Source organism: Burkholderia sp. 4NA327C6 (assembly GCF_005502655.1).
Classification (GTDB): domain Bacteria; phylum Pseudomonadota; class Gammaproteobacteria; order Burkholderiales; family Burkholderiaceae; genus Burkholderia; species Burkholderia contaminans.
On the sequence record NZ_SCNZ01000016.1, the window covers coordinates 123,610 to 147,999 of the forward strand.

Annotated in this window: 24 protein-coding genes; 11 read left to right on the forward strand and 13 right to left on the reverse strand. The window is 67.6% G+C overall.

Features of this window, described 5'->3' with window-relative positions; genetic code table 11:
- Positions 1–25: 25 nt before the first annotated feature.
- The 4 genes from FFS49_RS18325 to FFS49_RS18340 all read right to left on the reverse strand — a co-directional run bounded on the left by FFS49_RS18325 (position 26) and on the right by FFS49_RS18340 (position 2,634).
- On the reverse strand, positions 26–274 hold the full coding sequence (locus FFS49_RS18325; protein ID WP_105815190.1) for a hypothetical protein: 249 nt from the start codon (positions 272–274) through the stop codon (positions 26–28).
- Between the two features lie 117 nt (positions 275–391).
- Positions 392–1,366 (reverse strand): threo-3-hydroxy-L-aspartate ammonia-lyase, encoded by a 975-nt coding sequence (locus FFS49_RS18330; protein ID WP_105815191.1) that lies wholly within the window; start codon positions 1,364–1,366, stop codon positions 392–394.
- Between the two features lie 63 nt (positions 1,367–1,429).
- A complete protein-coding gene (locus FFS49_RS18335) occupies positions 1,430–2,068 on the reverse strand; it encodes a helix-turn-helix transcriptional regulator (RefSeq protein ID WP_105815192.1) in 639 nt (212 codons plus the stop codon).
- A gap of 62 nt (positions 2,069–2,130) precedes the next feature.
- Positions 2,131–2,634: a YbaK/prolyl-tRNA synthetase associated domain-containing protein gene (locus FFS49_RS18340; protein ID WP_105815193.1), complete on the reverse strand. Its 504-nt coding sequence runs from the start codon at positions 2,632–2,634 to the stop codon at positions 2,131–2,133.
- A gap of 512 nt (positions 2,635–3,146) precedes the next feature.
- On the opposite strand from FFS49_RS18340, the gene FFS49_RS18345 reads away from it, so the two are divergent.
- A complete protein-coding gene (locus tag FFS49_RS18345; protein ID WP_137909837.1) occupies positions 3,147–3,734 on the forward strand; it encodes a TetR/AcrR family transcriptional regulator in 588 nt (195 codons plus the stop codon).
- Positions 3,735–3,831: 97 nt separating this feature from the next.
- Here FFS49_RS18345 and FFS49_RS18350 read toward each other — a convergent pair whose 3' ends face one another.
- Entirely contained in the window at positions 3,832–4,776 is a 945-nt protein-coding gene (locus FFS49_RS18350; RefSeq protein WP_105815195.1) for a LysR family transcriptional regulator, read from the reverse strand.
- A gap of 137 nt (positions 4,777–4,913) precedes the next feature.
- Between FFS49_RS18350 and FFS49_RS18355 the strand changes: the two genes are divergently transcribed.
- Together FFS49_RS18355 and FFS49_RS18360 are read left to right on the forward strand one after the other, a co-directional pair.
- On the forward strand, positions 4,914–5,678 hold the full coding sequence (locus tag FFS49_RS18355; protein ID WP_071332545.1) for an SDR family oxidoreductase: 765 nt from the start codon (positions 4,914–4,916) through the stop codon (positions 5,676–5,678).
- Between the two features lie 75 nt (positions 5,679–5,753).
- A complete protein-coding gene (locus tag FFS49_RS18360; RefSeq protein ID WP_105815196.1) occupies positions 5,754–6,545 on the forward strand; it encodes an SDR family oxidoreductase in 792 nt (263 codons plus the stop codon).
- Positions 6,546–6,675: 130 nt separating this feature from the next.
- Here FFS49_RS18360 and FFS49_RS18365 read toward each other — a convergent pair whose 3' ends face one another.
- Together FFS49_RS18365 and FFS49_RS18370 are read right to left on the reverse strand one after the other, a co-directional pair.
- Positions 6,676–7,392, reverse strand: a complete 717-nt coding sequence (locus tag FFS49_RS18365) for an EthD domain-containing protein (protein WP_039367584.1) — start codon at positions 7,390–7,392, stop codon at positions 6,676–6,678.
- A gap of 51 nt (positions 7,393–7,443) precedes the next feature.
- Entirely contained in the window at positions 7,444–7,956 is a 513-nt protein-coding gene (locus FFS49_RS18370) for a nuclear transport factor 2 family protein (RefSeq protein WP_071332548.1), read from the reverse strand.
- Between the two features lie 212 nt (positions 7,957–8,168).
- Here FFS49_RS18370 and FFS49_RS18375 point away from each other — a divergent pair, with 212 nt between their 5' ends.
- The 5 genes from FFS49_RS18375 (at position 8,169) to FFS49_RS18400 (ending at position 13,633) form a co-directional block, all read left to right on the forward strand.
- On the forward strand, positions 8,169–8,669 hold the full coding sequence (locus tag FFS49_RS18375; protein ID WP_105815410.1) for a nuclear transport factor 2 family protein: 501 nt from the start codon (positions 8,169–8,171) through the stop codon (positions 8,667–8,669).
- Positions 8,670–8,724: 55 nt separating this feature from the next.
- The gene (locus FFS49_RS18380) at positions 8,725–9,591 is read left to right on the forward strand and encodes an SDR family NAD(P)-dependent oxidoreductase (RefSeq protein ID WP_105815197.1); all 867 of its coding nucleotides are present in this window, start codon (positions 8,725–8,727) and stop codon (positions 9,589–9,591) included.
- A gap of 9 nt (positions 9,592–9,600) precedes the next feature.
- Positions 9,601–10,356 carry an SDR family oxidoreductase gene (locus tag FFS49_RS18385; RefSeq protein ID WP_105815198.1) on the forward strand — a complete coding sequence of 252 codons (756 nt, stop codon included), beginning with the start codon at positions 9,601–9,603 and terminating at the stop codon, positions 10,354–10,356.
- A 110-nt stretch (positions 10,357–10,466) separates the two neighbouring features.
- Complete coding sequence (locus tag FFS49_RS18390) at positions 10,467–11,243, forward strand: glucose 1-dehydrogenase (RefSeq protein ID WP_039367597.1); 777 nt, start codon at positions 10,467–10,469, stop codon at positions 11,241–11,243.
- 524 nt (positions 11,244–11,767) lie between these two features.
- Positions 11,768–13,633, forward strand: coding sequence for a phosphoenolpyruvate carboxykinase (GTP) (locus tag FFS49_RS18400; RefSeq protein WP_039367600.1), 1,866 nt, complete (start codon positions 11,768–11,770; stop codon positions 13,631–13,633).
- Between the two features lie 97 nt (positions 13,634–13,730).
- Here the strand turns inward: FFS49_RS18400 and FFS49_RS18405 are convergent, their stop codons facing one another.
- From FFS49_RS18405 to FFS49_RS18425, 5 genes are all read right to left on the reverse strand, one after another.
- Entirely contained in the window at positions 13,731–14,639 is a 909-nt protein-coding gene (locus FFS49_RS18405) for an NAD-dependent epimerase/dehydratase family protein (protein WP_039367603.1), read from the reverse strand.
- Between the two features lie 69 nt (positions 14,640–14,708).
- Complete coding sequence (locus tag FFS49_RS18410; RefSeq protein ID WP_105815199.1) at positions 14,709–15,545, reverse strand: SDR family NAD(P)-dependent oxidoreductase; 837 nt, start codon at positions 15,543–15,545, stop codon at positions 14,709–14,711.
- A 37-nt stretch (positions 15,546–15,582) separates the two neighbouring features.
- Complete coding sequence (locus FFS49_RS18415; RefSeq protein WP_039367607.1) at positions 15,583–16,341, reverse strand: SDR family oxidoreductase; 759 nt, start codon at positions 16,339–16,341, stop codon at positions 15,583–15,585.
- Between the two features lie 40 nt (positions 16,342–16,381).
- The gene (locus FFS49_RS18420; protein ID WP_105815200.1) at positions 16,382–17,239 is read right to left on the reverse strand and encodes an SDR family oxidoreductase; all 858 of its coding nucleotides are present in this window, start codon (positions 17,237–17,239) and stop codon (positions 16,382–16,384) included.
- Positions 17,240–17,242: 3 nt separating this feature from the next.
- Positions 17,243–17,659 carry a nuclear transport factor 2 family protein gene (locus FFS49_RS18425; protein WP_105815411.1) on the reverse strand — a complete coding sequence of 139 codons (417 nt, stop codon included), beginning with the start codon at positions 17,657–17,659 and terminating at the stop codon, positions 17,243–17,245.
- 461 nt (positions 17,660–18,120) lie between these two features.
- Here FFS49_RS18425 and FFS49_RS18430 point away from each other — a divergent pair, with 461 nt between their 5' ends.
- Both FFS49_RS18430 and FFS49_RS18435 read left to right on the forward strand, forming a co-directional pair.
- The gene (locus FFS49_RS18430; RefSeq protein ID WP_046196543.1) at positions 18,121–18,330 is read left to right on the forward strand and encodes a hypothetical protein; all 210 of its coding nucleotides are present in this window, start codon (positions 18,121–18,123) and stop codon (positions 18,328–18,330) included.
- A 265-nt stretch (positions 18,331–18,595) separates the two neighbouring features.
- Positions 18,596–20,092 (forward strand): FAD-dependent oxidoreductase, encoded by a 1,497-nt coding sequence (locus FFS49_RS18435; RefSeq protein ID WP_071332555.1) that lies wholly within the window; start codon positions 18,596–18,598, stop codon positions 20,090–20,092.
- A gap of 102 nt (positions 20,093–20,194) precedes the next feature.
- Here the strand turns inward: FFS49_RS18435 and FFS49_RS18440 are convergent, their stop codons facing one another.
- Entirely contained in the window at positions 20,195–21,859 is a 1,665-nt protein-coding gene (locus FFS49_RS18440; RefSeq protein ID WP_071332556.1) for an acid phosphatase, read from the reverse strand.
- Between the two features lie 481 nt (positions 21,860–22,340).
- Here FFS49_RS18440 and ftsH point away from each other — a divergent pair, with 481 nt between their 5' ends.
- Entirely contained in the window at positions 22,341–24,317 is a 1,977-nt protein-coding gene (gene ftsH / locus FFS49_RS18450) for an ATP-dependent zinc metalloprotease FtsH (protein ID WP_105815201.1), read from the forward strand.
- Positions 24,318–24,390 lie beyond the last annotated feature (73 nt).

Here is a 24,390-nt window from a genome sequence, read left to right on the forward strand (position 1 = left end):
CGGCAGCCACGCCCGGCGCGTGTCGTCACATGCGCATGCCGGAATGCGAGCGGCCGCTCGGGTCGCCGCCGCGATCGGGCGGCGTATTGTTCTGATCGATCTTCGCGAGCACGAAGCCGGCGTGCGGCAACGTGCCGGGCGAGCGGTGCGTCGCTTGCGCAACGGCGTCGTGCGGCGACGCGGCGGGGAAACCGGATGACGTCACGCCCGGTTGAGCGAACGCCGAAAGGGAAGCAGCCGCCAGGGCGGCGGCGACGATCGCGTGCGATTTCATGGTGGCTCCTTCACGACTGGCTGCGGGACAACGTAATCAGTCTAGGGCGCGAAACTTAACGCGACGTGAAGGAGTGATGCGGCGCGGATGACGGAATGTTCATGCGCGCCGCGACGTTCATGCCGGTGCCGACACCAGCGCGCAGAAGTTCTCGAGATCGACGTTGCCGCCGCTGATCACCACGCCCACGCGCTTGCCCAGCAGCGCGTCCTTCATCCGTCGCACCGCGGCGAGCGACAGGCAGCCGGTCGGCTCGACCACCATCTTCATACGCGTGGCGAAGAATCGCATGCAGTCGACCAGTTCCGCGTCGGTCGCGGTCAGGATGTCGTCGACGTCGCGGCGGATGATCGGGAACGTCAGGTTGCCGAGGTGCTGCGTCTGTGCGCCGTCGGCGATCGTGCGCGGCGTGTCGATATGCACGATCGCGCCCGAGCGGAACGATTGCTGGCCGTCGTTGCCGGCTTCCGGCTCGACGCCGTAAAGCGTCGCGTGCGGCGACAGTGCGCGCGTGGCGAGCGCGGTGCCCGACAGCAGCCCGCCGCCGCCGAGCGGCGTGAATACCGCATCGAGCGGGCCGACTTCGTCGAACAGTTCCTTGGCCGCCGTGCCCTGGCCGGCGATCACGTCCGGGTGGTCGTAGGGCGGGATCAGCGTGAGCCCGTGCTGCGCGGCGAGTTCGCGCCCGATCTGCTCGCGATCCTCGGTGTAGCGGTCGTAGGTCACAACCTTGCCGCCGTAGCCGCGCGTCGCGGCCATCTTCGCGGCCGGCGCATCCTGCGGCATCACGATCGTCGCGGGAATGCCGAGCATGCGCGCCGACAGCGCGATCGCCTGCGCATGGTTGCCGGACGAGAACGCGACGACACCGTTGCGGCGTTGCTCCGCGTCGAAGCGCGACAGCGCGTTGAACGCGCCGCGGAACTTGAATGCGCCCATGCGCTGCAGGTTCTCGCACTTGAAGAACACTTGCGCGCCGAGTGCTTCGTCGATCGTCCGCGACGTCATCACCGGCGTGCGGTGCGCATGGCCTTCGAGCCGGGCCGCGGCGGCGGCGACGTCGTCGTATGTGGGGAGAGTCGGAGCGTTCATGGATTGCCTGGTGGTCGTTGGAATCGTTCAGCAGTAAAGCAGCGCGCGTGCCGCGCGCTTGCGTCATTTCGCATCGTTGTAGACGGTCGCGCGCGAGACGCCGAGATGCTGCGACACGATCTCCATCGCGCGGCGTACTTCGAGGAAACCGTCGGCCTTCAACGTCTGCATCAACTCGCGGCGCTGGTCGGTCTTCAGTTCGCGCGGCGTCGTCGCGAGGCGCATCGCGAATGCGTCGATGCGTTGGCGGATCGCATCCGCGCCGGCCGGATCGAGCGTTTCCGCGACGGCTTCGCCGTCCGTGCTGCAGAACTGGTTCAGCATGCCCTGGAAGCCGCGGAACAGCGTGACGTCGGCATTCAGGCACAGCGCGGCCACGTAGCGGCCGGTCGAATCCTTGATGCCGATCGACGTGCTTTTCGCGGTGCGGCCGTCGGCGAAGCGGTTCGGGTAGTTCGCGAGCACGGGCGGGAAATCGTCGTCCGCGATGCGGGCGAGGCCGAGCTCGGTCGCGGGATCGCCGACTGCGCGCCCCGACAGGTTGTTGTGGATCGCGAGGATCGCGTGCTTCGGCGTGCGCAGGTCGTGAACCACGACCTCGGTGAACGGCGCGAACATCGCGCCGAGCCCTTCGGCGATGCGCTGCACCTGTTCGATCAGCGATGCCTGTTCGGTCAGCGCGAGTTTACGGGTGGTGGTCATGATGGTTTCGCGGTCAGGTTTCGGATCGATGCGACGGCTTGGGGAAACGGGCGACAGGCGTGTTACTCGCCGCCCGCCGCCTCCGGCCGCGTGATGTCGGCGAGCAGCGGCTGCGCGATCCGAACGTAGTCGGCCGCGTCGAGCACGACGGAGCGATCGAGGCGACCCGCGTTGAAGGCGATCTCGGTGTTGCGTTCGACCAGGGCCGGATCGACGACGAGCGTCACGCTCGGGTCGAACACGAACGGCGGCACGGCGCCCATCACGCAGCGCGTGACGGTGGCCGCGAGGTCGGGCGATGCGAGGGTGGCCTTGCGGCGGCCGACCGCATCGGCGACCTTGCGGAAGTCGATCTTCAGGTGGCCGGGAATCACCGCGAGCGCGGTGGCGTCGCCGCCATCCTTGAACGTGCAGAGCATCGCCTTCGCGCCCTGTTCGGGGCGCGTGCCGCGCAGCGCGGCGATTGCGTCGGATTTCCCTTCGGCCGGATGCTCCAGCACACGGAACCGCGCACCGGACGTGTTCAGCAGATCGCAAAGCGTGTCGAAAACGGGATAGTCGCTCATGTCGCTCCGGGCAGGTGGGGCCGGGGGATCGAGGCGCGCCGGGGCGAGTGCGTCGGCGAGTCGGTCGATGGAATGTCCAAGTATAGACGTTTTGTCATGCGCGTGGCAAAGGGACGGGACCGCGGGGGCGTCAACGGTGTTCGGTCGCATCGACGAAAAGGTGTCACTCGACCCATTTTTGACGGGTGTCGAGCAAGTCATGGGGCCGCTCGCCAATCGACATCGGCGCCTGTCCCCGGATTGCCGATCCTGCGTAGAATGTCGCCGTCAGGTTCGGCCTTTCGGCCCCTGCAGTGGAACTGACACGACCCGTGTCAGGCATCGATGTTTTGCAAAATCCGGTCGACCAACCTAAATTACCGCGCCTCATGCATGGCGCCGATAAGACGCGGTCGGTCTGCGACCGGGCATGAACGGCGCTGACGCGCCATCGGCATCATCGCCCGGGGCATTCGCTCACAGGGCAGCAGGAGGAATTCTTGAAGAGGGCGGCTCTCGATAACGGACGCGTCTTGACCGAACGCGGCAAGCACGCTGTGAACAAGATTATGGCCAGTGCGATCGAGATCTTCGTGGACGAAGGCTACGGCGGGCTGACCATGAGGAAGGTCGCGGCAAAGGCGGGATTGGCGCTGTCGAACCTGCAGCATTACTTTCCCACGCGCGAGGACATCTTCGAGGCCATCCTGACCGTGACGAGGGAGGCGTACGCCAACACGTACGACAGCGTGCGTGCGGACACGTCGCTGACACCCGAGGGCCGTCTGGAGAAAGTGGTCCGGCTGTTGCTCGAAGACAGCAAGCAGCCCAGGACCCAAAGCCTGTTCGTGAACTTCTGGGCACTGGCTCAGACGCAAGAGTTCGCGCGGAAAATGCTCGAAGAGGGATACGGGTTTCAGCGAAGCGTGATCGCCGGATTCATCGAAGCGGTGAACCCGGCATTGTCGCAAGCCGCGCTCAACCGGCGCGCTGCACTGGTCACCGCGCAGATCGAGGGGCTCATCGTGCTGATACCGCAAAGGAATCGATTTCCGTCGGATATCAAGGGAATCGAGGACGATGCGGTGATGGCCATTCTGGCGTTGGCCAAGGTGCCTTGAGCTGAATGGATGCGGCGGCGCGGGGCTACCGAAGAACGACCACCCACGCCCCAACCTGAACGAACAACATGACGGACACTGTGGGCCGAATTTGCACTCAACGCGTCGCCTGCGTGGCGTCTGCCCGATTTCCGGCGTCCCGATCCCACGGCGGCACGCCGCCGAACGCATCGACCAGGAAGTCGATCATGACGCGCACCCGGGCGCTCAAATGCCGCCGGCTCGGATAGACGGCAAGGATGTCGATATCCGGCAGGCGATACCCGGGCAACACGGGAACGAGCTTGCCTGTCCGGAGATCGTCGCCGATCAGGAAGGTGGGTTGCCAGATGATGCCTTGCCCGGCGAGCGCGGCGGCGCGTGCCGTATCTCCGTTGTTGGTATGCATGTGGCAGTCGGACCTCACGATATGAACCTTGCCGTCTCCGTCGATCAGTTCCCATTCGTCGCCGGTGGCCGCATACGTGTACCCGATGCGTCGATGCCCGATCAGGTCCTCGGGCACGGCCGGATGTCCGAAGTGCGCCAGATAGGCCGGCGACGCACACAGAACGTTTTGCGACGTCGCCAGTTTTCGCGCTGCATGGCTCGTCGAACCCGCGCGAGAAATGCGAATGGCGAGATCGTAGCCTTCGTCGACGATATCGACGACGCGGTCGATCAGCCCGACGTCGAGTTCGATGCGCGGATATTTCTGCATGAAGCCGGGCCATAGCGGCGCCAGGTACTGAATGCCGAAGCTCACGGGCGCGTTGATGCGCAGGCGCCCACGGGGCTCCACCGACGCGGACGACACGAGCCCTTCCGTCTCCGCGACTTCGTCGAGGATGGTCTTGCAGCGCGCGTACAGGGTCTCGCCGCCCTCGGTGAGCGACAGCGTGCGCGACGTGCGATTCAGCAGGCGCGTGCCGAGGTGCGCTTCCAGCTCGTGCACATAACGGGTGACGTTGGCGGGCGACGTGCCGAGCACGTCCGCCGCTCGCGCAAAGCCGCCGCGGCTCACGACGGTTACGAAGACCTCAAACGCACGCAGGCGGTCCATCTCGTTCCCCGATCATTCATAAAAGATGAACGATACAACCACGTTTTCTGCCTTTCTTCAATCAATGCTGAATCCTATAGTGCTCTCACGGGCCAAGGCATCGGGCACTGGCCAACGGAGTACATCGGAGATTGAACATGCAACGTTTGACGGGAAAAGTCGCCATCGTGACGGGCGCCAGTGCAGGAATCGGCCGGGCAACGGCGAAGCTGTTCGCGAAGGAAGGCGCCAAGGTGGTCATTGCGGCCCGCCGCGCGGGCGAGCTTGAAGCGCTCGCCGCAGAGATTGCGAGCGAAGGCGGCGAAGCCGCGTATCTGGCGGGCGACGTGCAATCGGAGGACTTCGCGAAGGCGCTGGTCGCGCTCGCCGTGAACCGCTTCGGCCGCCTGGACATTGCCTACAACAACGCGGGTACGCTGGGCGAGATGGGGCCGAGCACCGGTATTTCCGAAGCGGGCTGGAACGCCGCGCTGGCCACCAACCTGACCAGTGCCTTCCTCGGCGCGAAGCACCAGATTCCCGAAATGGTGAAGCACGGCGGCGGATCGATCATCTTCACGTCGACGTTCGTCGGGTACTCGTTCGCGTTTCCGGGCACCGCGGCCTATGCGGCGAGCAAGGCCGGCCTGATCGGCCTGACTCAGGCGCTCGCCGCCGAGTACGGCGCACAGGGCGTGCGCGTGAACGCGGTGTTGCCGGGCGCGGTGGACACGGAGATGTATCGCGGCATGAACGATACCGACGAGTCCCGGCAGTTCGTGACGGGGCTGCATGCGCTCAAGCGCGTCGCGAAGCCGGAAGAACTCGCGCGCTCGGTGCTCTATCTTGCGTCGGACGATTCGTCGTTCGTGACCGGCACCGCATCGCTGGTCGATGGCGGCGCCTCGATCACGCGGACTTGAGCCCCGATCGCCGCATCCGGTTGTTCAGCACTTGATGTCGTCGTTTTTACTTCGTTCAAGGAACAGGAAATCACCATGGATCTCAATCTGAAAGGCAAACTCGCGCTGGTCAGCGGAAGCACGGCCGGCATCGGCCGCGCTATCGTCGGCACGCTGGCGCAGGAAGGCGCTCGCGTGATCGTCAACGGCCGCTCGCAGTCATCGGTGGATGAAGCGGTCGAACAACTGAAGGCGGAAACCGGCGGCGACGTGGTCGGGTTTGCCGGCGATCTGAGCACCGCCGAAGCGGCCGACCAACTCGCGCAGCGCCATCCCGGCGTGGAAATTCTGGTCAACAACCTCGGCATCTTCGAGCCCAAGCCGTTTGAAGAGATCCCCGATGCGGACTGGCAGCGTTTCTTCGACGTCAACGTCCTGAGTGGCGTGCGCCTCGCGCGGCTGTTTCTGCCGGCGATGAAGCAGGCAAACTGGGGGCGCATCATCTTCATCTCGAGCGAAAGCGCCGTTCAGATTCCGACCGAAATGATCCACTACGGAATGACGAAGACCGCGCAGATTGCGGTTGCGCGCGGGTTGGCCGAGGCCGTTGCCGGCACGGGCATTACGGTCAACAGCGTCCTGCCGGGGCCGACCCGATCGCGCGGCGTGGGCGAATTCGTCGAGACGCTCGCGAAGGCGGACGGCAAATCGTTCGAAGCGTACGAGAAGGAATTCTTCGAGAAGGTCCGTCCTACGTCGCTCATCAAGCGATTCAGTTCGCCGCAGGAAGTTGCGTCGCTCGTGGCGTATGTCGCCAGCCCGCTTTCGTCGGCGACGACGGGCGCCGCGTTGCGCGCCGACGGTGGCGTGATCAAGAGCGCGTTCTAGCGTCGTGGCCGGCCTTGCGCCGGCCTGTCCGAACGTCAGGCCGGCGATGCGCGCGAGCGCTGCGCCGGCCGGCAGGGGAACAGGGCACCCGATCCCGCGCAAGGCGATCGCTCCACGCGATCGCCCAAACTCACCCCCGCACCGCCTTCACCACATACTGACTCGTCGGCACCACATCGATCTTGTCGAAATCGATGAATCGCCCGCAGCTGTCCATCATCTCCGCCACGTTCCGCTGAAACTTCTCGTCGTCGCCGAGCGCATCGAAGAACGCATGCGGATCGGTCATCGCGGCCGCGGGGAAGCACTCCTCGACGATCGCGTCGTACCCCGGCGCCGCATGCGTGAGCGCGCGCACGACGACGTTCTGCACGTACAGGAAATTGTCCTGCGTATCGATCGCGACGCGCGTGTGATGCCCGTGCCACACGTCGAGCCACGCTTCGTGCGTCAGCCGCGGCGGCCGCTTCAGGAACGCGAGCTGCGAGAACCCCGTGGTCCGCTCACCCGGCCGCGCCGGAAAGCGCGTATTCGGAATCGGCTGCGACTCGGTGACGAGATACGCCGCCATGTGCGGGACGACGGCGCGCACCGCGTCGTCGAACGGCTGACGGAACATCGCATTCGCGCTGTCGACCCACACCGCGACGATCCCGTCGATGCCCGGGTGCGTGTTGGTCTGTTTCAGGCCGGCGGCCGGCGCGACATCCGCATCGGCGACGTTCACCTGCACGCCGTGCGCACCGAGCGACAGCAGCTTGTCGGCGAGCTGCGCGCGCACCGTGCGGCTCCACTGATCGGGCGCGGCCTGCGTATCGCGCCACAACACATACATGATTTTCTCCATTGCTCCGGCTCCAGAGGGGGATGACAGGATCGGCGGCATTGCCGCCGGGATTCAGGAAGCGGCTTCGGTCGATCCGGACATCTGATGCGCATCCGGCGCGAACCGGTTCGCGGTCAGCGTGAACGACGGCGGGATCGGCGACGTGACGGTTTCGAACAGCCGCTCGTGGCGCGTCGCGTGAATGCGCCACACGCCATCGCGTTTCACGTACTGGTCGTCGTAGAACGCGGTGCCGTGCAGCAGGTAGTTATCCTCAAGATTGATCGCGTGATCCTCGAGAAACCACACACCGCACGCATGATCGACCGACACGAGTGTGAGCTCCGGGTGATGGCCGTGATGCATCGTCAGGAAGGTCGGCTTGCCGATCAGCGCGCGCAGGCTCGTCACGAACGCGTCGCGGCCGTCGTACGCATAGCGGCCGCCATACAGCCGCGCTTCGCAGTCTTCTGTCAGGCAATCCGCGAGCAGCGCCCAGTCGTGCGTGTCGACCGCGCGGAAATACCGGTACTTCAACTGCCTGATCTGTTCGTACTCGTGGAGCGTGCGGGTCGTGTCGTCCATCGCCGGGTCTCGTGGTGGTGTCGTTCGATGGTAGGAACGAAGGCACCCGCACCACATCGTCTGTTCGGACGAACGCGCCGCACGCATGCGGCCCGTGCCGCCGGGTCGAATCGCCGGTTTCATCCGAACGGGTGATGGCCGACACATCGCGCGGCGGTAACGTGGCATCGACGCGGCGTTCGAACCGCGCCGGCACCGAACAAGGAGACAGGATGACCCTCATCGAATCGCTGGAAGCGCGCGTGCGCCGGCTCGAGGACGCCGACGCAATCCGCCGGCTGAAGGCGCGCTACTTCACCTGCTGCGACCGCAAGGATCCGGAGGGGATGCGCGACTGCTTCGCGCCCGGCCCCGTGCATATCGACTACGGCCGGATCGGCACATTCGACACGCGCGACGCGCTCGTCGACGTGTTCGCGCAACTCGGCTGCCATCCGCACATCGTCGAGATGCACCACGGCGTGAATCCCGAGATCGACGTGCTCGACGCGACGCATGCACGCGGCACGTGGGGCCTGCACTACCAGATGATCGACACGAACGCGCGCACGCTCACGCAGCTCGGCGCGTACTACGACGACGCATACCGGAAGGTCGACGGCGAATGGAAGATCGCGGGCACGCGCTGCGTCGTCACGTCGACGCTGTCGGCCCGCTACGAAGGCGATGCGCCGGGCGTGCTGTTCGCCGGCGTGCTGCCGCCGGCCGCCTGACGCAAGCGAACGCCATCCACGTGGCGCCAAGCACATTCCATAGGAGACATCGAACATGACACAGAACCACGAGGCGCCGGTCGCCGTCGTGACGGGCGCCTCGCGCGGCGCGGGCAAGGGCATCGCGCGCGCGCTCGGCGCGGCCGGCATGACCGTCTATGTGACGGGCCGTTCGCAGAACGAAGGCGATGCGCCGCTGCCCGGCACGATCCACGAAACCGCGCGCGAGATCGATGCGCTCGGCGGCCGCGGGATCGCGGTGGCCTGCGACCACGCGGACGACGCACAGGTGAAGGCGCTGTTCGAGCGTGTCGAACGCGAAAGCGGGCGGCTCGACATTCTCGTGAACAACGCGACCTGCCTGCACGATCAGCTGATCCTGCCGGGCCCGTTCTGGGAGAAGTCGCTCGATCTCGTCAACATCCTCGATGTCGGGCTGCGCTCGGCCTATGTCGCGAGCTGGCACGCGGCGCGACTGATGGCGCAGCGCCGCAGCGGGCTGATCGCGTTCACGTCGTCGTTCGGCGCGAGCTGCTATATGCACGGCGCGGCATACGGCGCGCAGAAGTCCGGCGTCGACAAGTTCGCGAAGGACATGGCCGTCGATCTGAAGCCGTTCGACGTCGCGGCCGTGTCGATCTGGATGGGCCCGCTGCGCACGGAGCGTACGACGCGCGTGTGGGAAGCACACCCGGATCTGTACAAGGAATTCTCGCTCGTCGCGGAAAGCCCCGAGTTCACCGGCCGCGTGATTCACGCGATTCATGGCGATCCGCAGCGCATGACGCTGTCGGGCCAGGTGCTAGTCGGCGCGGAGGCCGCGCTGCGGTACGGCATCGCCGATCTCGACGGCAAGCAGCCGCCGTCGTACCGCGAACTGCTGGGTGGGCCTGTACAGGCGCATCCGGCGATCGTCGCCTGAGGAGCACGCATGGGCATCCTGACAGGCAAGGTCGCGCTCGTGACGGGCGCGGGGCAGGGCGTCGGCCAGGGCGTCGCGCAGGCGCTCGCGGCGGAAGGGGCGCACGTCGCCGTGGTCGGCCGCACCCTCGACAAACTGCTCGCGACCTGCGAGGCGATCCGCGCGCGCAACGGCGTGGCCGAGCCGTTCGTGTGCGACGTGATGGACGCGTCGCAGATCGAGCAATGCGTCGACAACGTCGTCGCGCGGTTCGGTGGCGTGCAGATCCTGATCAACAACGCGCAGGTCGTGCCGCTCGGCCGCCTGCTCGACGTCACCGACGCGAGTTTCCAGGCGGGGCTCGAATCGGGGCCGATCGCGACGCTGCGCATGATGCGCGCGTGCCATCCGCATCTGAAGGGTGACGGCGTGATCGTCAATTTTGCATCGTCCGCCGCGGTGCGCTGGGATGCATCCGGCTACGGCGCGTACGCGGCGACCAAGGAGGCGATCCGTGCGCTGACGCGCGCGGCCGCGTGCGAATGGGGCGTGGACGGCATCCGCGTGAATGCGGTCGCGCCGCATGCGTTGTCGCCGGGCCTGAAAGGCTGGGTCGACGCAAATCCGCAGGAAGCCGCCGCGTTCTTTCGCACGATTCCGCTCGGCCGCGTCGGCGACTGCGAGCAGGACATCGGTCGCGCGATCGTGTTCCTGGCGAGCCGCGACGCGGCCTACCTGACGGGCGCGACGCTGCCGCTCGACGGCGGCCAGGCTTACTGGGGCTGAAGGCGGGATCGAAGGTGCGCGGCACTGGGGCCGCGCGCGAATCATGGAACGGCAAACCCGCGCAGGGGCGTAGCGGGCAGCCGGCAAACCGGAATCGAAGAGAGGACGACATGGGTCGACTGGAAGGAAAGGTAGCGATCGTCACGGGCGGTGCGCGTGGCATGGGCGCGGCGACGTGCCGGCTGTTCGTCGCGGAAGGTGCGCGCGTCGTGATCGGCGACGTGCTCGACGTGGAAGGCGAAGCGCTCGCGCGCGAACTCGGCGACGCGGCGCGCTTCATGCGGCTCGACGTCGCCGACGAAGCAAGCTGGGTGCGCGCGACCGACGCGACGATGGAGCAGTTCGGCCGGATCGACGTGCTGGTCAACAACGCTGCCGTGCTGACGTTCGGCGGCATCACGGAGCTGTCGAAACGCGATTTCGAGCGTGCGGTGTCGATCAACCTCGTCGGGACCTTCGTCGGCATCCGGACCATCGCGCCGCACATGATCGCGCGCAAGAGCGGGTCGATCGTCAACATCTCGTCGGTGGACGGGCTGCGCGGCGTGAACGCGCTGGCCGCGTACGTGTCGAGCAAGTGGGGCGTGCGCGGGCTGACGAAGGTTGCGGCGCTCGAACTCGGCCATCAGGGCGTGCGCGTGAATTCGATCCATCCGGGCGGCGTGAACACCGCGATGTCGAACCCGACCGGCGCGCCGCTCGAGGAAATCAACCAGCACTACGCGAACGTGCCGCTGCAACGCGTCGGCCTGCCTGACGAAATCGCGCGCGCGACGCTGTTCCTCGCGAGCGACGAAGCGTCGTACTGCAATGGCGCCGAGCTGGCCGTCGACGGCGGGATGGCAGCGGGCGCGTATTACCCCGGATTGCCCGGCGCGCCGTTTTGAGCGGGGGTGCTTGCGACACGCTCACGTCAGATGTTTGTGTACGCAACCTAATTCAGGGTTTGCCTGAGTAGCGAAAACGTGAATTCGCCCGGCCCGCGCTCGTGCGGGCCGCGCGCGCGAGCGGTGCGCCAAATTTTCCGCTTCCGCGAAACCCTTGCCGGACGGCCGTCCTGGCCGTTTCGTCCCCAAAGCGCGCGCAATGGCGCTGTAAAAAGAACGCGCAGGCAACCGGCGTGCCGGGTCGCCGACATAGTTGTTTCTTGTTGCAACGCAACGTTTGCCGAATAACGGCGATGGTATGCTGGCCGTCATGGAGTTGTACGGCAGGTTGCTTGTATGGCGAAACTCGCGTTCGCACTTACTAAAGAGACATCACCTTCTCTCGCTCGCATCGCGGCATCGACACGCGCTCCGCTCGCGCGTCCCGTCCTGCGCGCCGCCGCACCCTGCGCTCCAATCGCATACCCCATCTCGCGGGCTCGCCCCGCATCCCCCATCCTCGCCTAATAATCTGGAGACACCTCATGTCGCACAACAATCTGGCCGAAGTAACACACGGCCCGCTGATCGCTCCGCCGGCTTTCGTCAAACATCGCAAGCTGATCGACTGGGTGTCGCGCATCGCGGCGCTCACGGAGCCCGAGCGCGTCGTGTGGTGTGACGGTTCGCAGGAAGAAAACGACGCGCTGTGCCAGGCGATGGTCGACCAGGGCACGCTCAAGCGCCTGAACCCGGCGAAGCGCCCGAATTCGTATCTCGCGCAATCCGATCCGTCGGACGTCGCGCGCGTCGAGGATCGCACGTTCATCTGCGCGGCTTCGCGCGACGACGTCGGCCCGACCAACAACTGGATCGAGCCCGCCGAAATGCGCGAAACGCTCAACGGCCTGTTCCGCGGCTCGATGCGTGGCCGCACGCTGTACGTCGTGCCGTTTTCGATGGGCCCGCTCGGCTCGCCGATCGCGCACGTCGGCGTCGAACTGTCCGACAGCCCGTACGTCGTCGTGAACATGCGGATCATGACGCGCATGGGCCGCGAGGTGTACGACGTGCTCGGCGAGGACGGCGAGTTCGTGCCGTGCGTGCACAGCGTCGGCCATCCGCTCGAGGCCGGCCAGCAGGACGTGCCGTGGCCGTGCAACCCGGTCAAGTACATCGTGCATTTCCCCGAAACGCGCGAAATCTGGAGTTTCGGCTCGGGCTACGGCGGCAACGCGCTGCTCGGCAAGAAGTGTTTCGCGCTGCGTATCGCGTCGACGATGGGCCGCGACCAGGGCTGGCTCGCCGAACACATGCTGATCCTCGGCGTGACGTCACCGGCCGGCAAGAAATATCACGTCGCGGCGGCGTTCCCGTCCGCGTGCGGCAAGACCAACTTCGCGATGCTGATTCCGCCGCAGGGCTTCAAAGGCTGGAAGGTCACGACGATCGGCGACGACATCGCGTGGCTGAAGCCGGGCCGCGATGGCCGACTCTATGCGATCAATCCGGAAGCCGGTTTCTTCGGCGTTGCACCGGGCACCGGCGTGAAGACCAACCCGAACGCGATCTCGACGCTCACAGAAAACGTGATCTTCACGAACGTCGCGCTGACGGAAGACGGCGACGTGTGGTGGGAAGGTCTGACCGACACGCCGCCCGCGAAGCTGACCGACTGGCAGGGCAACCCGTGGACGCCGGAAATCGGCAAGGAAACGGGCCGCAAGGCCGCGCATCCGAATTCGCGCTTCACGGCGCCGGCCGCACAGTGCCCGTCGATCGACGACGATTGGGAGAATCCGGCCGGCGTGCCGATCGACGCATTCATCTTCGGCGGCCGCCGTTCGACGACCGTGCCGCTCGTGACCGAGGCGCGAGACTGGGTCGAAGGCGTGTACATGGCCGCGACGATGGGTTCGGAAACCACCGCTGCGGCAGTCGGCCAGCAGGGCATCGTGCGCCGCGATCCGTTCGCGATGCTGCCGTTCTGCGGCTACAACGTCAGCGATTATTTCGCGCACTGGCTGACACTCGGCAAGCAGCTCGAAGGCGCGGGCGCGAAACTGCCGAAGATCTACTGCGTGAACTGGTTCCGCAAGGATGCGAACGGCAAGTTCGTGTGGCCGGGCTTCGGCGAGAACATGCGCGTGCTGAAGTGGATGCTCGATCGTCTCGAAGGCACGGGCGGTGGCGGCGAGCATGCGTTCGGCGTGTCGCCCGCGTATGAGGACCTGCACTGGGACGGGCTCGATTTCACGCGCGAGCAGTTCGATGCGGTGACGGCGATGAACGCCGATGAATGGCGCGAGGAACTGAAGCTGCATGCGGCGCTGTTCGATACGCTGAAGCTGCGGCTGCCGGCCGAAATGACCGACACGATGAAGAAGATCGAGCAGCGCATCGGCGCCTGACGGCCCGCATCGACACGTCGTACCCGACGTCCCGCCGCCGGCATGCATCGCCGGCGGCGGGACGTTTCTGCATCGGCGCGGCACACGCGCCGTTCGCTTACTGCGCGCGGCAATGCGCGACGACTTCGTCCACCGCGCGCTGCACGTCGCCGCGCCGGTAGCGCAGCAGCGCGCTGTCGGCCGGATCGGGTTCATACGACACGACGTTGCCGCGCCCCGTGTAGATCGCCATGTCGGGCAGCAGCGGATGCTCCTGGTCGAGCGACGGCACGTCCTGCGGATTGCCGGCCGCGCGGAAGAAGGCCGCGAAGTAATCGGCGAAGCTGAGGTTCTCGTCGCCGACGAGGTAGGCCTTGCCCGCTTCGCCGCGCTGCAGTGCGCCCCAGATCGCTTCCGACAGCGATTGCGTCGAGATGAAGTTGCTGCCGCCGGCCGGCCCGAATACGGGCAGCCCCGCGAACCGGCCCTGCGCATAGTTGGTGTACGCCGCGAACATCTCGTTGCGCAGCCCCGGCACCGATCCGACGACGAACGGCGCGTTGACGCTGCACACGGCGAACGACGGCGTCGCGAGCGCACGCACGCGTTCGTCGGCGAGATGGCGCGAGCGCACGTACGGCACCGTGTCGACGAGCGCCGGCGCGACCTGCGGATAGAAGCTGCCGACCAGCACCGCGCGCTTCACGCCCGCGTCGCGCGCAAGCGCGAAGAAGCGCGGCACCGCGTCGACGTTCGCGCGTTCCCAGTGCGCGCCTTCGTCGGTGCCGGGCGGCAGGTGGCGGATGTCGTTGCCCGCTGCGAATACGACCGCGTCGAACGGCGCGAGATCGTCGCGCGTGAAGTTGCCGGCCACGTAGTCGCGCAGCAGCACGTCGAACCGGACGAGTGCGCTGCCGGGCGCGGGCGGTTTGCGCGCGGCGAGCGTGACATGGTTGCCCTGCGCGTGCAGGTGCAGCGCGACATGGCCGCCGATGAGGCCGGTGCCGCCGACGATCAGGATCTTCATGAAGTCTCCGTTAGCGGCGCAACCGCGCCGCGTGAAAGGTACAGGCGAGGAACAGGCGAGCGGTGCCGCTCAGAAGTTGAAGCCGTTGCCCGTGACGACGGGCAGGTTGGTCCAGAAGCCGTTCGGGTCGCGATACCAGCCGGCCGCCGCGAGCGCGCCGCCGTCGACATGCAGCGTCGTGCCGGTGACCCACGCGGCGAGCGGGCTCGCGAGGAACAGCGCGGCGCCCGCGATATCGCCGGCCACGCCGAAGCGCCCGAGCGGGATCCAGCGCGGGATGTGCCCGTGATGCTCGGCCGCGACCATCGCGCTGACGGGCACCTGCGGCGTCTCGGTGGTTTCGGGGGCGATCTGGTTCACGCGAATGCCGGCCGGCCCGAGTTCGACGGAAAGGCTCTTCGTGAAGCCGGTCAGCGCAGCCTTGAACGACGCGTACACGGTGCAGTTCGGAATCGCGCGGAAGCCCTCGATCGACGACACGCCGACGATGCTGCTGCCCGCGCCGCGCTTGCGCAGCAACGGCAGCATCGCGCGCGTGACGATGAACACCTGGCGCAGGTTCACGTCGAACAGCCGTGCGATGTCGTCGTCGGTGCAGTCGTCGAACGGTTTCGCGATCTGCAGGAAATCGCCCACATTGTTGATGAGCACGTCGAGGCCGCCGAAGCGTGCGTCGACGGTTCGCGCGAATGCGTCGACCTCGTCGGGGCGCGTGACGTCCACGGTGCCGACGAGCGCATCGACGCCCGCCGCTTCGAGTGCGTGGCGCACATCCTGCGCGCGGGCCGGATCGATCTCGGCCACCGCGACGCGCGCGCCGGCCGCGCCGAACGCTTGCGCGCACGCACGGCCGATGCCCGCGCCGCCGCCGGTGACCAGCACGGTCTTGCCGGTGAATGAAATCATCGATGGACTCCTTTGAACGGGAAAGCAGTGAGTCGCGTCACAGCGACGACACCAGTTGCGCGTTGTCGATCCGCAGCTCCGCACCATTCACGAAGCGCGATTCGTCGGACGCGAGAAACAGCACGAGATTCGCGACGTCCTGCGGGTCGCACATGCGCGCCATCGGATCGCTGCCGATGCCGAGCGCGGCGGGGTCGAGATCGGGCATCAGCGCCTGCGTCATCGGCGTCCAGATGCCGTCCGGATGGATCGAGTTGCAGCGGATCCGGTAGCCGCTGCGCTTGCAGTGCACGGCGACGCTGCGCGCGAGCGCCGTCACCGCGCCTTTCGACCCGGTGTACGCGCACATCATCGGCAGCCCGCCGAGCGCGGCGACCGACGACATCATCACGATCGAGCCCGGCGTGTCGTTGCCCTTCATCGCGCCGATCGCGTACTTGCAGCCGAGGAAATAGCCGTCGGCATTGGTGCGCATCACGCGCCGCCACGTGTCGAGGCTCGTGTCCTCGATCGAGCCGACCGGGCAGATCGCCGCGTTGTTGACGAGCACGTCGAGGCGGCCGAAGCGCTCGAGCGTCGATGCGATCGCGTGCTGCCAACCGGCTTCGTCGGCGATGTCGTGACGGACGAACAGCGCCGCGTCGCCGATCTCTCGGGCGAGCGCACGACCCGCGTCCTCGTCGATGTCGGTCAGCACGACACGTGCGCCTTCGGCGGCGAGCAGCAGTGCATCCGCGCGGCCGACGCCGCTTGCCGCGCCGGTGACCAGCGCGACCTTGTTTGCGACTCGATTCATGGTCGGTCGGATTCCGTTGACGTTGAAAGAAGGACGGCGCTCATGCGGCACCCGGCGCGCGGCCGGCCTTGATCGCATCGAGCGCGGCCGTGCCGTAGATCTGCGCGATCGTGTCGTCGACGCGCGGGTTGGCGCGCAGCTCATGGCCGCCATCGACCGCGAAGCTCTGGCCGGTCACCCAGCCCGACTCGGGGCCGGCGAGATAGCGCACCGCATGCGCGATCGCTTCCGGTTCGCCGAGCGTGCCGAGCGGGATCTGCTCGAGAAAGCCGGCGACGAGCGCGCGGTTGTCGAACATCGGCGCGGTGGCTTCGGAGCGCGTGAGGCCCGGGCGCACTGCGTTCACGCGGATCTGCGCGCCGGCCAGTTCCTCGGCCGCGCCGCGCACGAGCGCTTCGAGCGCGGCCTTCGCGGTGCAGTACGCGGACAGCCAGCGGAAATTGATCTGCGCGGCCGTCGACGAAATGCAGACGATCGCGCCGCCGCCGCTTTCAGCGAGCCGCGGCGCGGCATGACGGATCGCGGCGAACGCGCTGTGCAGGTTCAGGTCGATTTCCGCGCGGAAGGTGTCGGCGTCGTGCAGCAGCAGCGGCCGGAAGCCGGCTCCGCCGACCGTCGGCACGACGATATCGAGCCGATGGTCGATCGCCCATGCGCAGTCGAGCGCGGCCTGCAGGTCGCCTTCGTCGCAGGCGTCGCCCGCATGGATCGCGACGCGGCTGTCGGGTACGGCGTCGGTCAATTGCTGCTGCGTGCGTTCGAGCGCATCGCGGCGGCGGCCCATCAGCACGACGGCCGCGCCGTCGGCGACCAGCGCATGCGCGCAGGCCGCACCGATGCCGCCGGCGCCACCTGTCACGAGCGCGGTGCGGCCGGCGAGGGGAGCAGAGGTGTGCATCGCTCAGCCCTCCAGCGGCAGGTCTTGCGCCCAGTCGACGTGCAGCGTGCGCGCGGCGAAGCGCCACTTGCCGTCGTCGAACACGCAGCGATCGCGATAGCGCAGCCCCCAGTCGAGCTTGCGCTTCACGGCGTCACGCACGTAGACGTGGCAGGCGACGCCGTAGGTCTCGACATCGGCCTCGCTGCCGTCGAGCGTGACGAGTTGGTTGTGCACGTGATGCTGGGTCGCTTCGTAGCGCTCGATCACGCGCATGCCGGCGACGATCGCGTCGCGGTCGTCGAAGCGAAAGCCGGGGCCGGCCAGGGTGGCGTCGCGGGTGAAGAGTGCGGTGAGTCGTGGCCAGTCGCGCCGGTCGACGGCTTGCGCGTAGCGGCACGCAAGTTCGTACAGCGCGTGGCGGGGATTGGAATCGGTCATGCGTGGGCTCCCGTGGAAGAACGGAACGCGTTGGCCGCGCAAGGCGGGCCGACGCGGCGGCAATGCGACGTCGACGCGCAGGTTCGCACCGGGCCGGCCGGGATTCATCGTCCATACGGAGCAGGGCGAGGGTCGGGGAAAACACCGGGGCGGGCCGCCGCATGTGGCATCAGGGTGCATGGATGGTGCGGCGCAGCGAACGGTGCGCGGCATGCGTCTGACGATTCGTGCGGCCGGCCGCGGCAGGCGCGCGACGTGCCGCGTTTCCTTCATGCAGGCGAAGCCGTGGCGCGCGATGTTGCGATGCCGCAGGCCGCGCATCGTCCGCTCAGCGTTTGCCCCTAGTCGAAACGGACGATGGCCGACGGCCGGGCGCTGGCTACCGTGCAGTCATCCGGTGGCGCATGCGATGCCAGCCGGACACGAACCGCACCAGCGGACAACCGGAGGAGACCACGATCATGAGACTGACGACTCGCAAGCTGTGCGTATTGGCGATAGGCACGGTCGCTGCCATGGCGATGGCGCGATACGGTGCCGACCAGGTCCCGTCGCCGCCGTATGCAGCCGGCATCCTGCAATGCCGCTCGGTCGACGCGAACGGTTTGCCGGCAGGTTGTGTGCCAATCGATCCGTCGCACTTCGGTTTCGCCGCGATGCGCGGCATGTGATGCCGGCGCGGCCGCGCGCCGCGCAGCACGGAAGCCGTGGCGGCGCGCTGGCGCACGGACGCCTTCCCGTACGACCCCGGCTGAATCGCCGCGCGCCGGTCCCGCTTCCCGCGGTTCGATTAAATCCGGACATGAGACGGTGGGCGTTTTCCACGCGCCCCGTTGCACGTCCGTCTCGGCAACGAGGCATCGCCGCGACGGCCGCATCAGGCCGTCGCCACCTCCGCCGCTTTCCGCAGTATTCCCAAACGCTGACCCATTCCTCATGTCATCCGACCATTCCCTGACTCATCCCCTGAACACCCGCGACGTGCATCGCTGGGATGCCGAACACGATGTCGTGATCGTCGGCTTCGGTGCGGCCGGCGCGTGCGCGGCGATCGAAGCCGCGAGCGCCGGCGCGGACACGCTGATCGTCGAGCGCGCGTCGAGCTACGGCGGCACGAGCGCGCTGTCGGGCGGCGAGATCTACCTCGGCGGCAGCGGCGGCACGCCCGCCCAGCGGCAGGCCGGCTTCACCGACGACACCGAGGATCTGTACCGCTACCTGATGCTGGCCGGCGGCCGCGACGCCGACGAGTCGAAGGTGCGCCTCTACGCGAACGAAAGCCTGGCGCACCACGACTGGCTCGTCGCGCAGGGCCTCACGTACAAGAACACGTTCGTCGCCGAGCGGATCGTCGAACCGGAAACCGACGATTGCCTGATCTGGTCGGGCAGCGAGGAAGCCTGGCCGTTCAGCGAGGCCGCGAAGCCGTGCCCGCGCGGGCACACCCCGCAATGGCCGGGCTGGGGCGGCGGACAGATGCTGATGCGCGTGCTGGCCGAACGCGTGGCGGCGCTCGGTGTCGCGACGCGCTACGACACGCGCGCGCTCGCGTTGATCGTGGATGACGGCGGCGCGGTGCGCGGCGTCGTGCTGCGCGCCTATGGCGAGACGGCGTTCGTCCGCGCGCGTCGCGCGGTGATCCTGTGCGCGGGCGGCTTCGCGATGAACCGCGACATGGTGCGCCGGCATGCGCCGCAGTTCCTGCGCTCGGACGAACCGATCGGCAGCCCCGGCGACGACGGCTCGGGCATCCTGCTCGGCCAGAGCGCGGGGGGCGCGGCGATTCACATGGATCAGGGCTTCGTCAGCCTGCCGTTCTACGCGCCCGAATCGCTGATCAAGGGCATTTTCGTGAACGCACGCGGCCAGCGCTTCATCAACGAGGACGGCTATCACGGCCGCACGGGCCATCACGCGTTTCACCAGGCCGACGACCGGATCTACCTGCTCGTCGACCAGGCCACCTACCAGGAGCCGCCTGCGATCGCGCGGATCGGCATCGCGGCGGCGGGCGAAACGTGGGAGGAAGTCGAACGCGACCTGCAGATGCCGGCCGGAACGCTGACGGCGACCGTCGACGTCTACAACCGCCATGCGGCCGAAGGCACCGATCCGTTGTTCCACAAGGCGAGGAAGTGGCTGCAGCCGCTGATCGAGCCGCCGTTCGTCGCGCTCGATTGCCGGATCGACTACGCGTTCTATCCGCACTTCACGCTCGGCGGGCTCGACACGCTGCCGACCGGGCAGGTGGTCGATGCATCACGCGCGCCGGTGCCGGGGCTCTATGCGGCGGGCCGCACGACCTGCGGGTTGCCGCGCTGGGGCGCCGGGTACAGCTCGGGGCTGTCGCTGGCCGACGCGACATTCTTCGGGCGGCAGGCCGGGCGTCACGCCGCGCAAGCGGGGTGCGATGCGGTGCGCCGCGCCGCGTAGCGTTTGCAGGCCGGAAATGAACGACGCCCCGGGCAACCGCATTGCCCGGGGCGTCGTTCATTTCAAGCGGCCAGGCGGCCAACCGATCAGGCCGGTCGGCGCTTAGCCGAGATCGAGCGCATTCGTCAGATCACCCGGCGGCGTCGCGCCGCGCGCGGCGAACGCCTTGTTGCGCGCGACCACGCCGTCGAGCGGCGCGAGCCCGTGCACGCGGCTGATGAAGCGCAGGATCGAGTTCGTGTCGTACAGCGTGTGATCGACGAACCCCTTCTTCGCGAACGGCGAGATCACGAGCGCGGGAATCCGCGAACCGGGGCCCCAGCGGTCGCCTTCCGGCGGCGCGACGTGATCCCACCAGCCGCCGTTCTCGTCGTGCGTCATCACGATCACGGTGTTGTCCCATTGCGGCCCGCGCCGGATATGGTCGATCACGGTCGCGATGTGACGGTCGCCCGATTCGATGTCCGCGTAGCCCGCGTGCATGTTCAGGTTGCCCTGCGGCTTGTAGAACGTGACGGCCGGCAGGCGGCCCGCGTCGATGTCGGCGATGAAGTGGTTGGTCGACGGCTCGTCGCCGAGCCCCGCGTCGCGCAGGTGCTTGCTGCGCGCCTCGGTGCCCGGCGCGTAGTTCGCGAAATAGTTGAACGGCTGGTGGTGGTACTGGAAATCGGGCACGGCGCCCGTGTCGCGATGCTCGAGCGCGTACTGCCATGCGCCGCTGTACCACGCCCAGTCGACGTTCTTTTCCGACAGGCGGTCGCCGATCGTCGCATGGCCTTGCGGCGGCATCACGCGATGGTCGGCCGGATCCGCATATGCGGCGTTGCCCGGATCGGGCGGCGGCACGTAGCTCGGCTGGTACGGCGGCGCCATCGTGTTCACGCCGTAGCCGTCCGGGGTGAGCGGGCCGTCGGCCACGAACTTCGGCGGGCCGTCGAGCGCGGACGCGGGCGAATTGTCGGCGAGCTTCAGGCGCGTACCGGCCGGATCGTCGCCTTCGACCTTCGACAGCAGTTTCGCCGCGTGCGGATGCTTGTGCGCATCCGGATACAGCGGCGGCTGCGCGGAGATGAGGAACATGTGGTTCATCCACGACCCGCCGAAGGCCGCCATGAAGAAGTTGTCGCACAGCGTGTATTGCCGCGCGAGATTCCACAGCCGGAGCGTGTCGGCCGAATTGCGGTAGTGGCCCATCACGAGGCCGCCCGAATCGGCCCACGCGGCGAACTGGTTGTTGCGGCCGGCCGCGATCTGCATTTGGTTCTGGTAGAAGCGGTGCCACAGGTCGCGCGTGATCACGCCGTTCGGCAGCGGGTTGCCCTGCGCGTCCTTGATCAGGAACGGCGCGTTCGGCAGCTTGTCGATGTCGCGCTCGGCGATCGCGTAGCGCTTGCCGTCCACTTCCTGTGCCTGCGGCACGAGCCCGCCCCAGATCTTCGGCAGCACGGGCAGCGGCGTCTTGCCGTCGCGATCGAGCTGCTGCGCATGTTCGGGCCGCACCTCGCTCAGCGGATGGCGCACGCCCGGAAAATCGCCGTACAGGTTCGCGAAGCTGCGGTTTTCCGCATAGATCACGACGATGTGCCGCACGCGCTGGCGCAGCGCTTCGTCGATGCGCAGGTCGGCGGCCGAACGCGGTGCGCTGCCCGCCGTGGTTTCACAGCCGCTGAGCGCGACACCCGCACCGAGCGCGGCGAGGCCGCCGAGCATGCGGCGGCGGTCGGGATCGGCGGGAAGGTCGTCGGGGCGATCGGGCGTGTCGTTCACGTCGTGGGTTCCTCGAATGGGCGGGTGGACGGGGGCGTGATGCGCGGCGGCGTCGCACAGGCTGCCGCGCCGCGCGATGGAACGCAACGGCCCGTGTCGCGGCTGGGCCGGTGCGATGCATGTGTCACAAAAATGTCACGAGTGCGACTATAACGCGGCAACGAGGGCGGATGAAAGGTGTTTGTCGGACGATTCGAGTTGCGCGTCGGGCGATGCGCGACGCCTGCGCGCGAGCTAGACTGGATTCAGGGGCGGCGCGTCGCAGCATGCCGCCCGGGCGAGGATTGCCCGGCGGCGCCGGCCCACGGCGCCGTCGCGGTGCCGTTGATGCGACGAACGACGCGATGAAGCGAGGCGACGATGGCGCGCATGAATGCCGCTTCCGCATGGCCGCCGATGGTGCGCGCCGGCTGCGCGCGTGCCCGCACACGTCCGCCGTGCCGCGCAACGCAAGCGTAGCGCGCACGTCCGGCCCGATGCCATGGACAGGAAATTCGACTACCCGGGATTGCTGATCGCGGCGGGCTTCTTCGTGCTGTTCGCCGCGCAGTTGCTGATGCTGCATCCGACGTCGGCGCCGATTGCGTACAGCGATTTCCACCAGCTCGTCGCCGCACGGCTCGTCGACGATCTCGAAGTCGGCCCCGTATCGATCTCGGGCACGCTGAAGATGCCGCAGGCGGGCGCGATGCTGCCGGCGTCCGAAGCCGCGGCCGTGCGGGAGGCCGGTGCGCCGTGGCGCTTCACGACCAATCGCGTGACCGACGAGCACCTGACCGACACGCTGACCGCCGCCGGCATCCGCTATCACGGTGCGCCCGACACGAGCTGGATCGCATCGCTTGCGTCGTGGCTGCTGCCGCTCGTGCTGTTCGTGTTCATCTGGAACATGATGCTGCGCAGGCGCGGCGGGCTGCAGGATTTCACCGGGATGGGCAAGAGCCGCGCGCGGGTGTACGTGCAGCAGGAAACCGGCATCACGTTCGACGACATCGCCGGCATCGACGAAGCGAAGGCCGAACTTCAGCAGCTCGTCGCATTCCTGCGCAATCCGGAACGCTACCAGCGGCTCGGCGGCAAGATCCCGAAGGGCGTGCTGGTGGTCGGCGCACCGGGCACCGGCAAGACGCTGCTCGCGCGCGCGGTGGCCGGCGAGGCGGCCGTGCCGTTCTTCTCGATCAGCGGCTCGGCGTTCGTCGAGATGTTCGTCGGCGTGGGCGCGGCGCGCGTGCGCGACCTGTTCGAGCAGGCGCAGCAGAAGGCGCCGTGCATCGTGTTCGTCGACGAGCTCGATGCGCTCGGCAAGGTGCGCGGCGTCGGCCCGATGTCGGGCAACGACGAACGCGAGCAGACGCTCAATCAGTTGCTCGTCGAGATGGACGGCTTCCAGGCCGGCTCCGGCGTGATCATCATGGCCGCGACGAACCGGCCCGAGATCCTAGATCCCGCGCTGCTGCGGCCGGGACGCTTCGACCGCCACATCGCGATCGACCGCCCCGACGTGAATGGCCGAAGGCAGATCCTCAGCGTGCACGTGAAGCGCGTGAAACTCGCGGCCGACGTCGATCTCGGCGAACTTGCATCGCGCACGCCGGGCTTCGTCGGCGCGGATCTCGCGAACGTCGTCAACGAGGCGGCGCTGCATGCGGCCGAACTCGGCAAGCCGGCAATCGGCATGGCCGACTTCGACGAGGCGATCGACCGCGCGTTGACGGGCCTCGAGCGCAAGAGCCGCGTGATGAACGCACAGGAGAAGCTGACCATCGCGTATCACGAGGCCGGCCATGCGCTCGTCGCGGAAAGCCGCACGCATTGCGATCCGGTGAAGAAAGTGTCGATCATTCCGCGCGGTGTCGCGGCGCTCGGCTATACGCAGCAGGTACCGACCGAGGATCGCTACGTTTTGCGCCGGAGCGAGCTGCTCGACCGGATCGATGCCCTGCTCGGCGGGCGCGTTGCCGAAGAGCTCGTGTTCGGCGACGTGTCGACGGGTGCGCAGAACGATCTCGAACGCGCGACCGCGATGGCGCGCCACATGGTCATGCAGTACGGGATGAGCGAGAAGATCGGGCTCGCGACGTTCGACGACGGCGCTGCGCGCCAGGGCATGCCGGGCGCGTGGCATGCGGGCGACGGGCGCTGCAGCGAGCACACCGCGCGGATGATCGACGACGAGGTGCGCACGCTGCTGGCCGACGCCCATGCAAGAGTCGCGACGACGCTCGGCGAACGCCGCGATGTGCTCGAACGCATCGCGCGCCGGCTGCTGCAATGCGAGGTGCTCGAACGCGACGCGCTGCAGGCGCTGATCGACGGGCGCGTCGAACCGCCATCCGCCAGCACGATCGCGCCGGACGACGCAGCCGGCGCACGCGACGGCACGGTCGAGACGGAGCAGGCGTCCGCGGTCGAGCGCGATTTCGTCGCGTACGGGCCGCCACGCGAACCCGAGCGCTGAAGGTGCCGCGAACCTGCGAGCGGCGCGCGTCGAAGCGACTGCGTGCCGGCATTCCTTTCCCCGTTGATCTCCA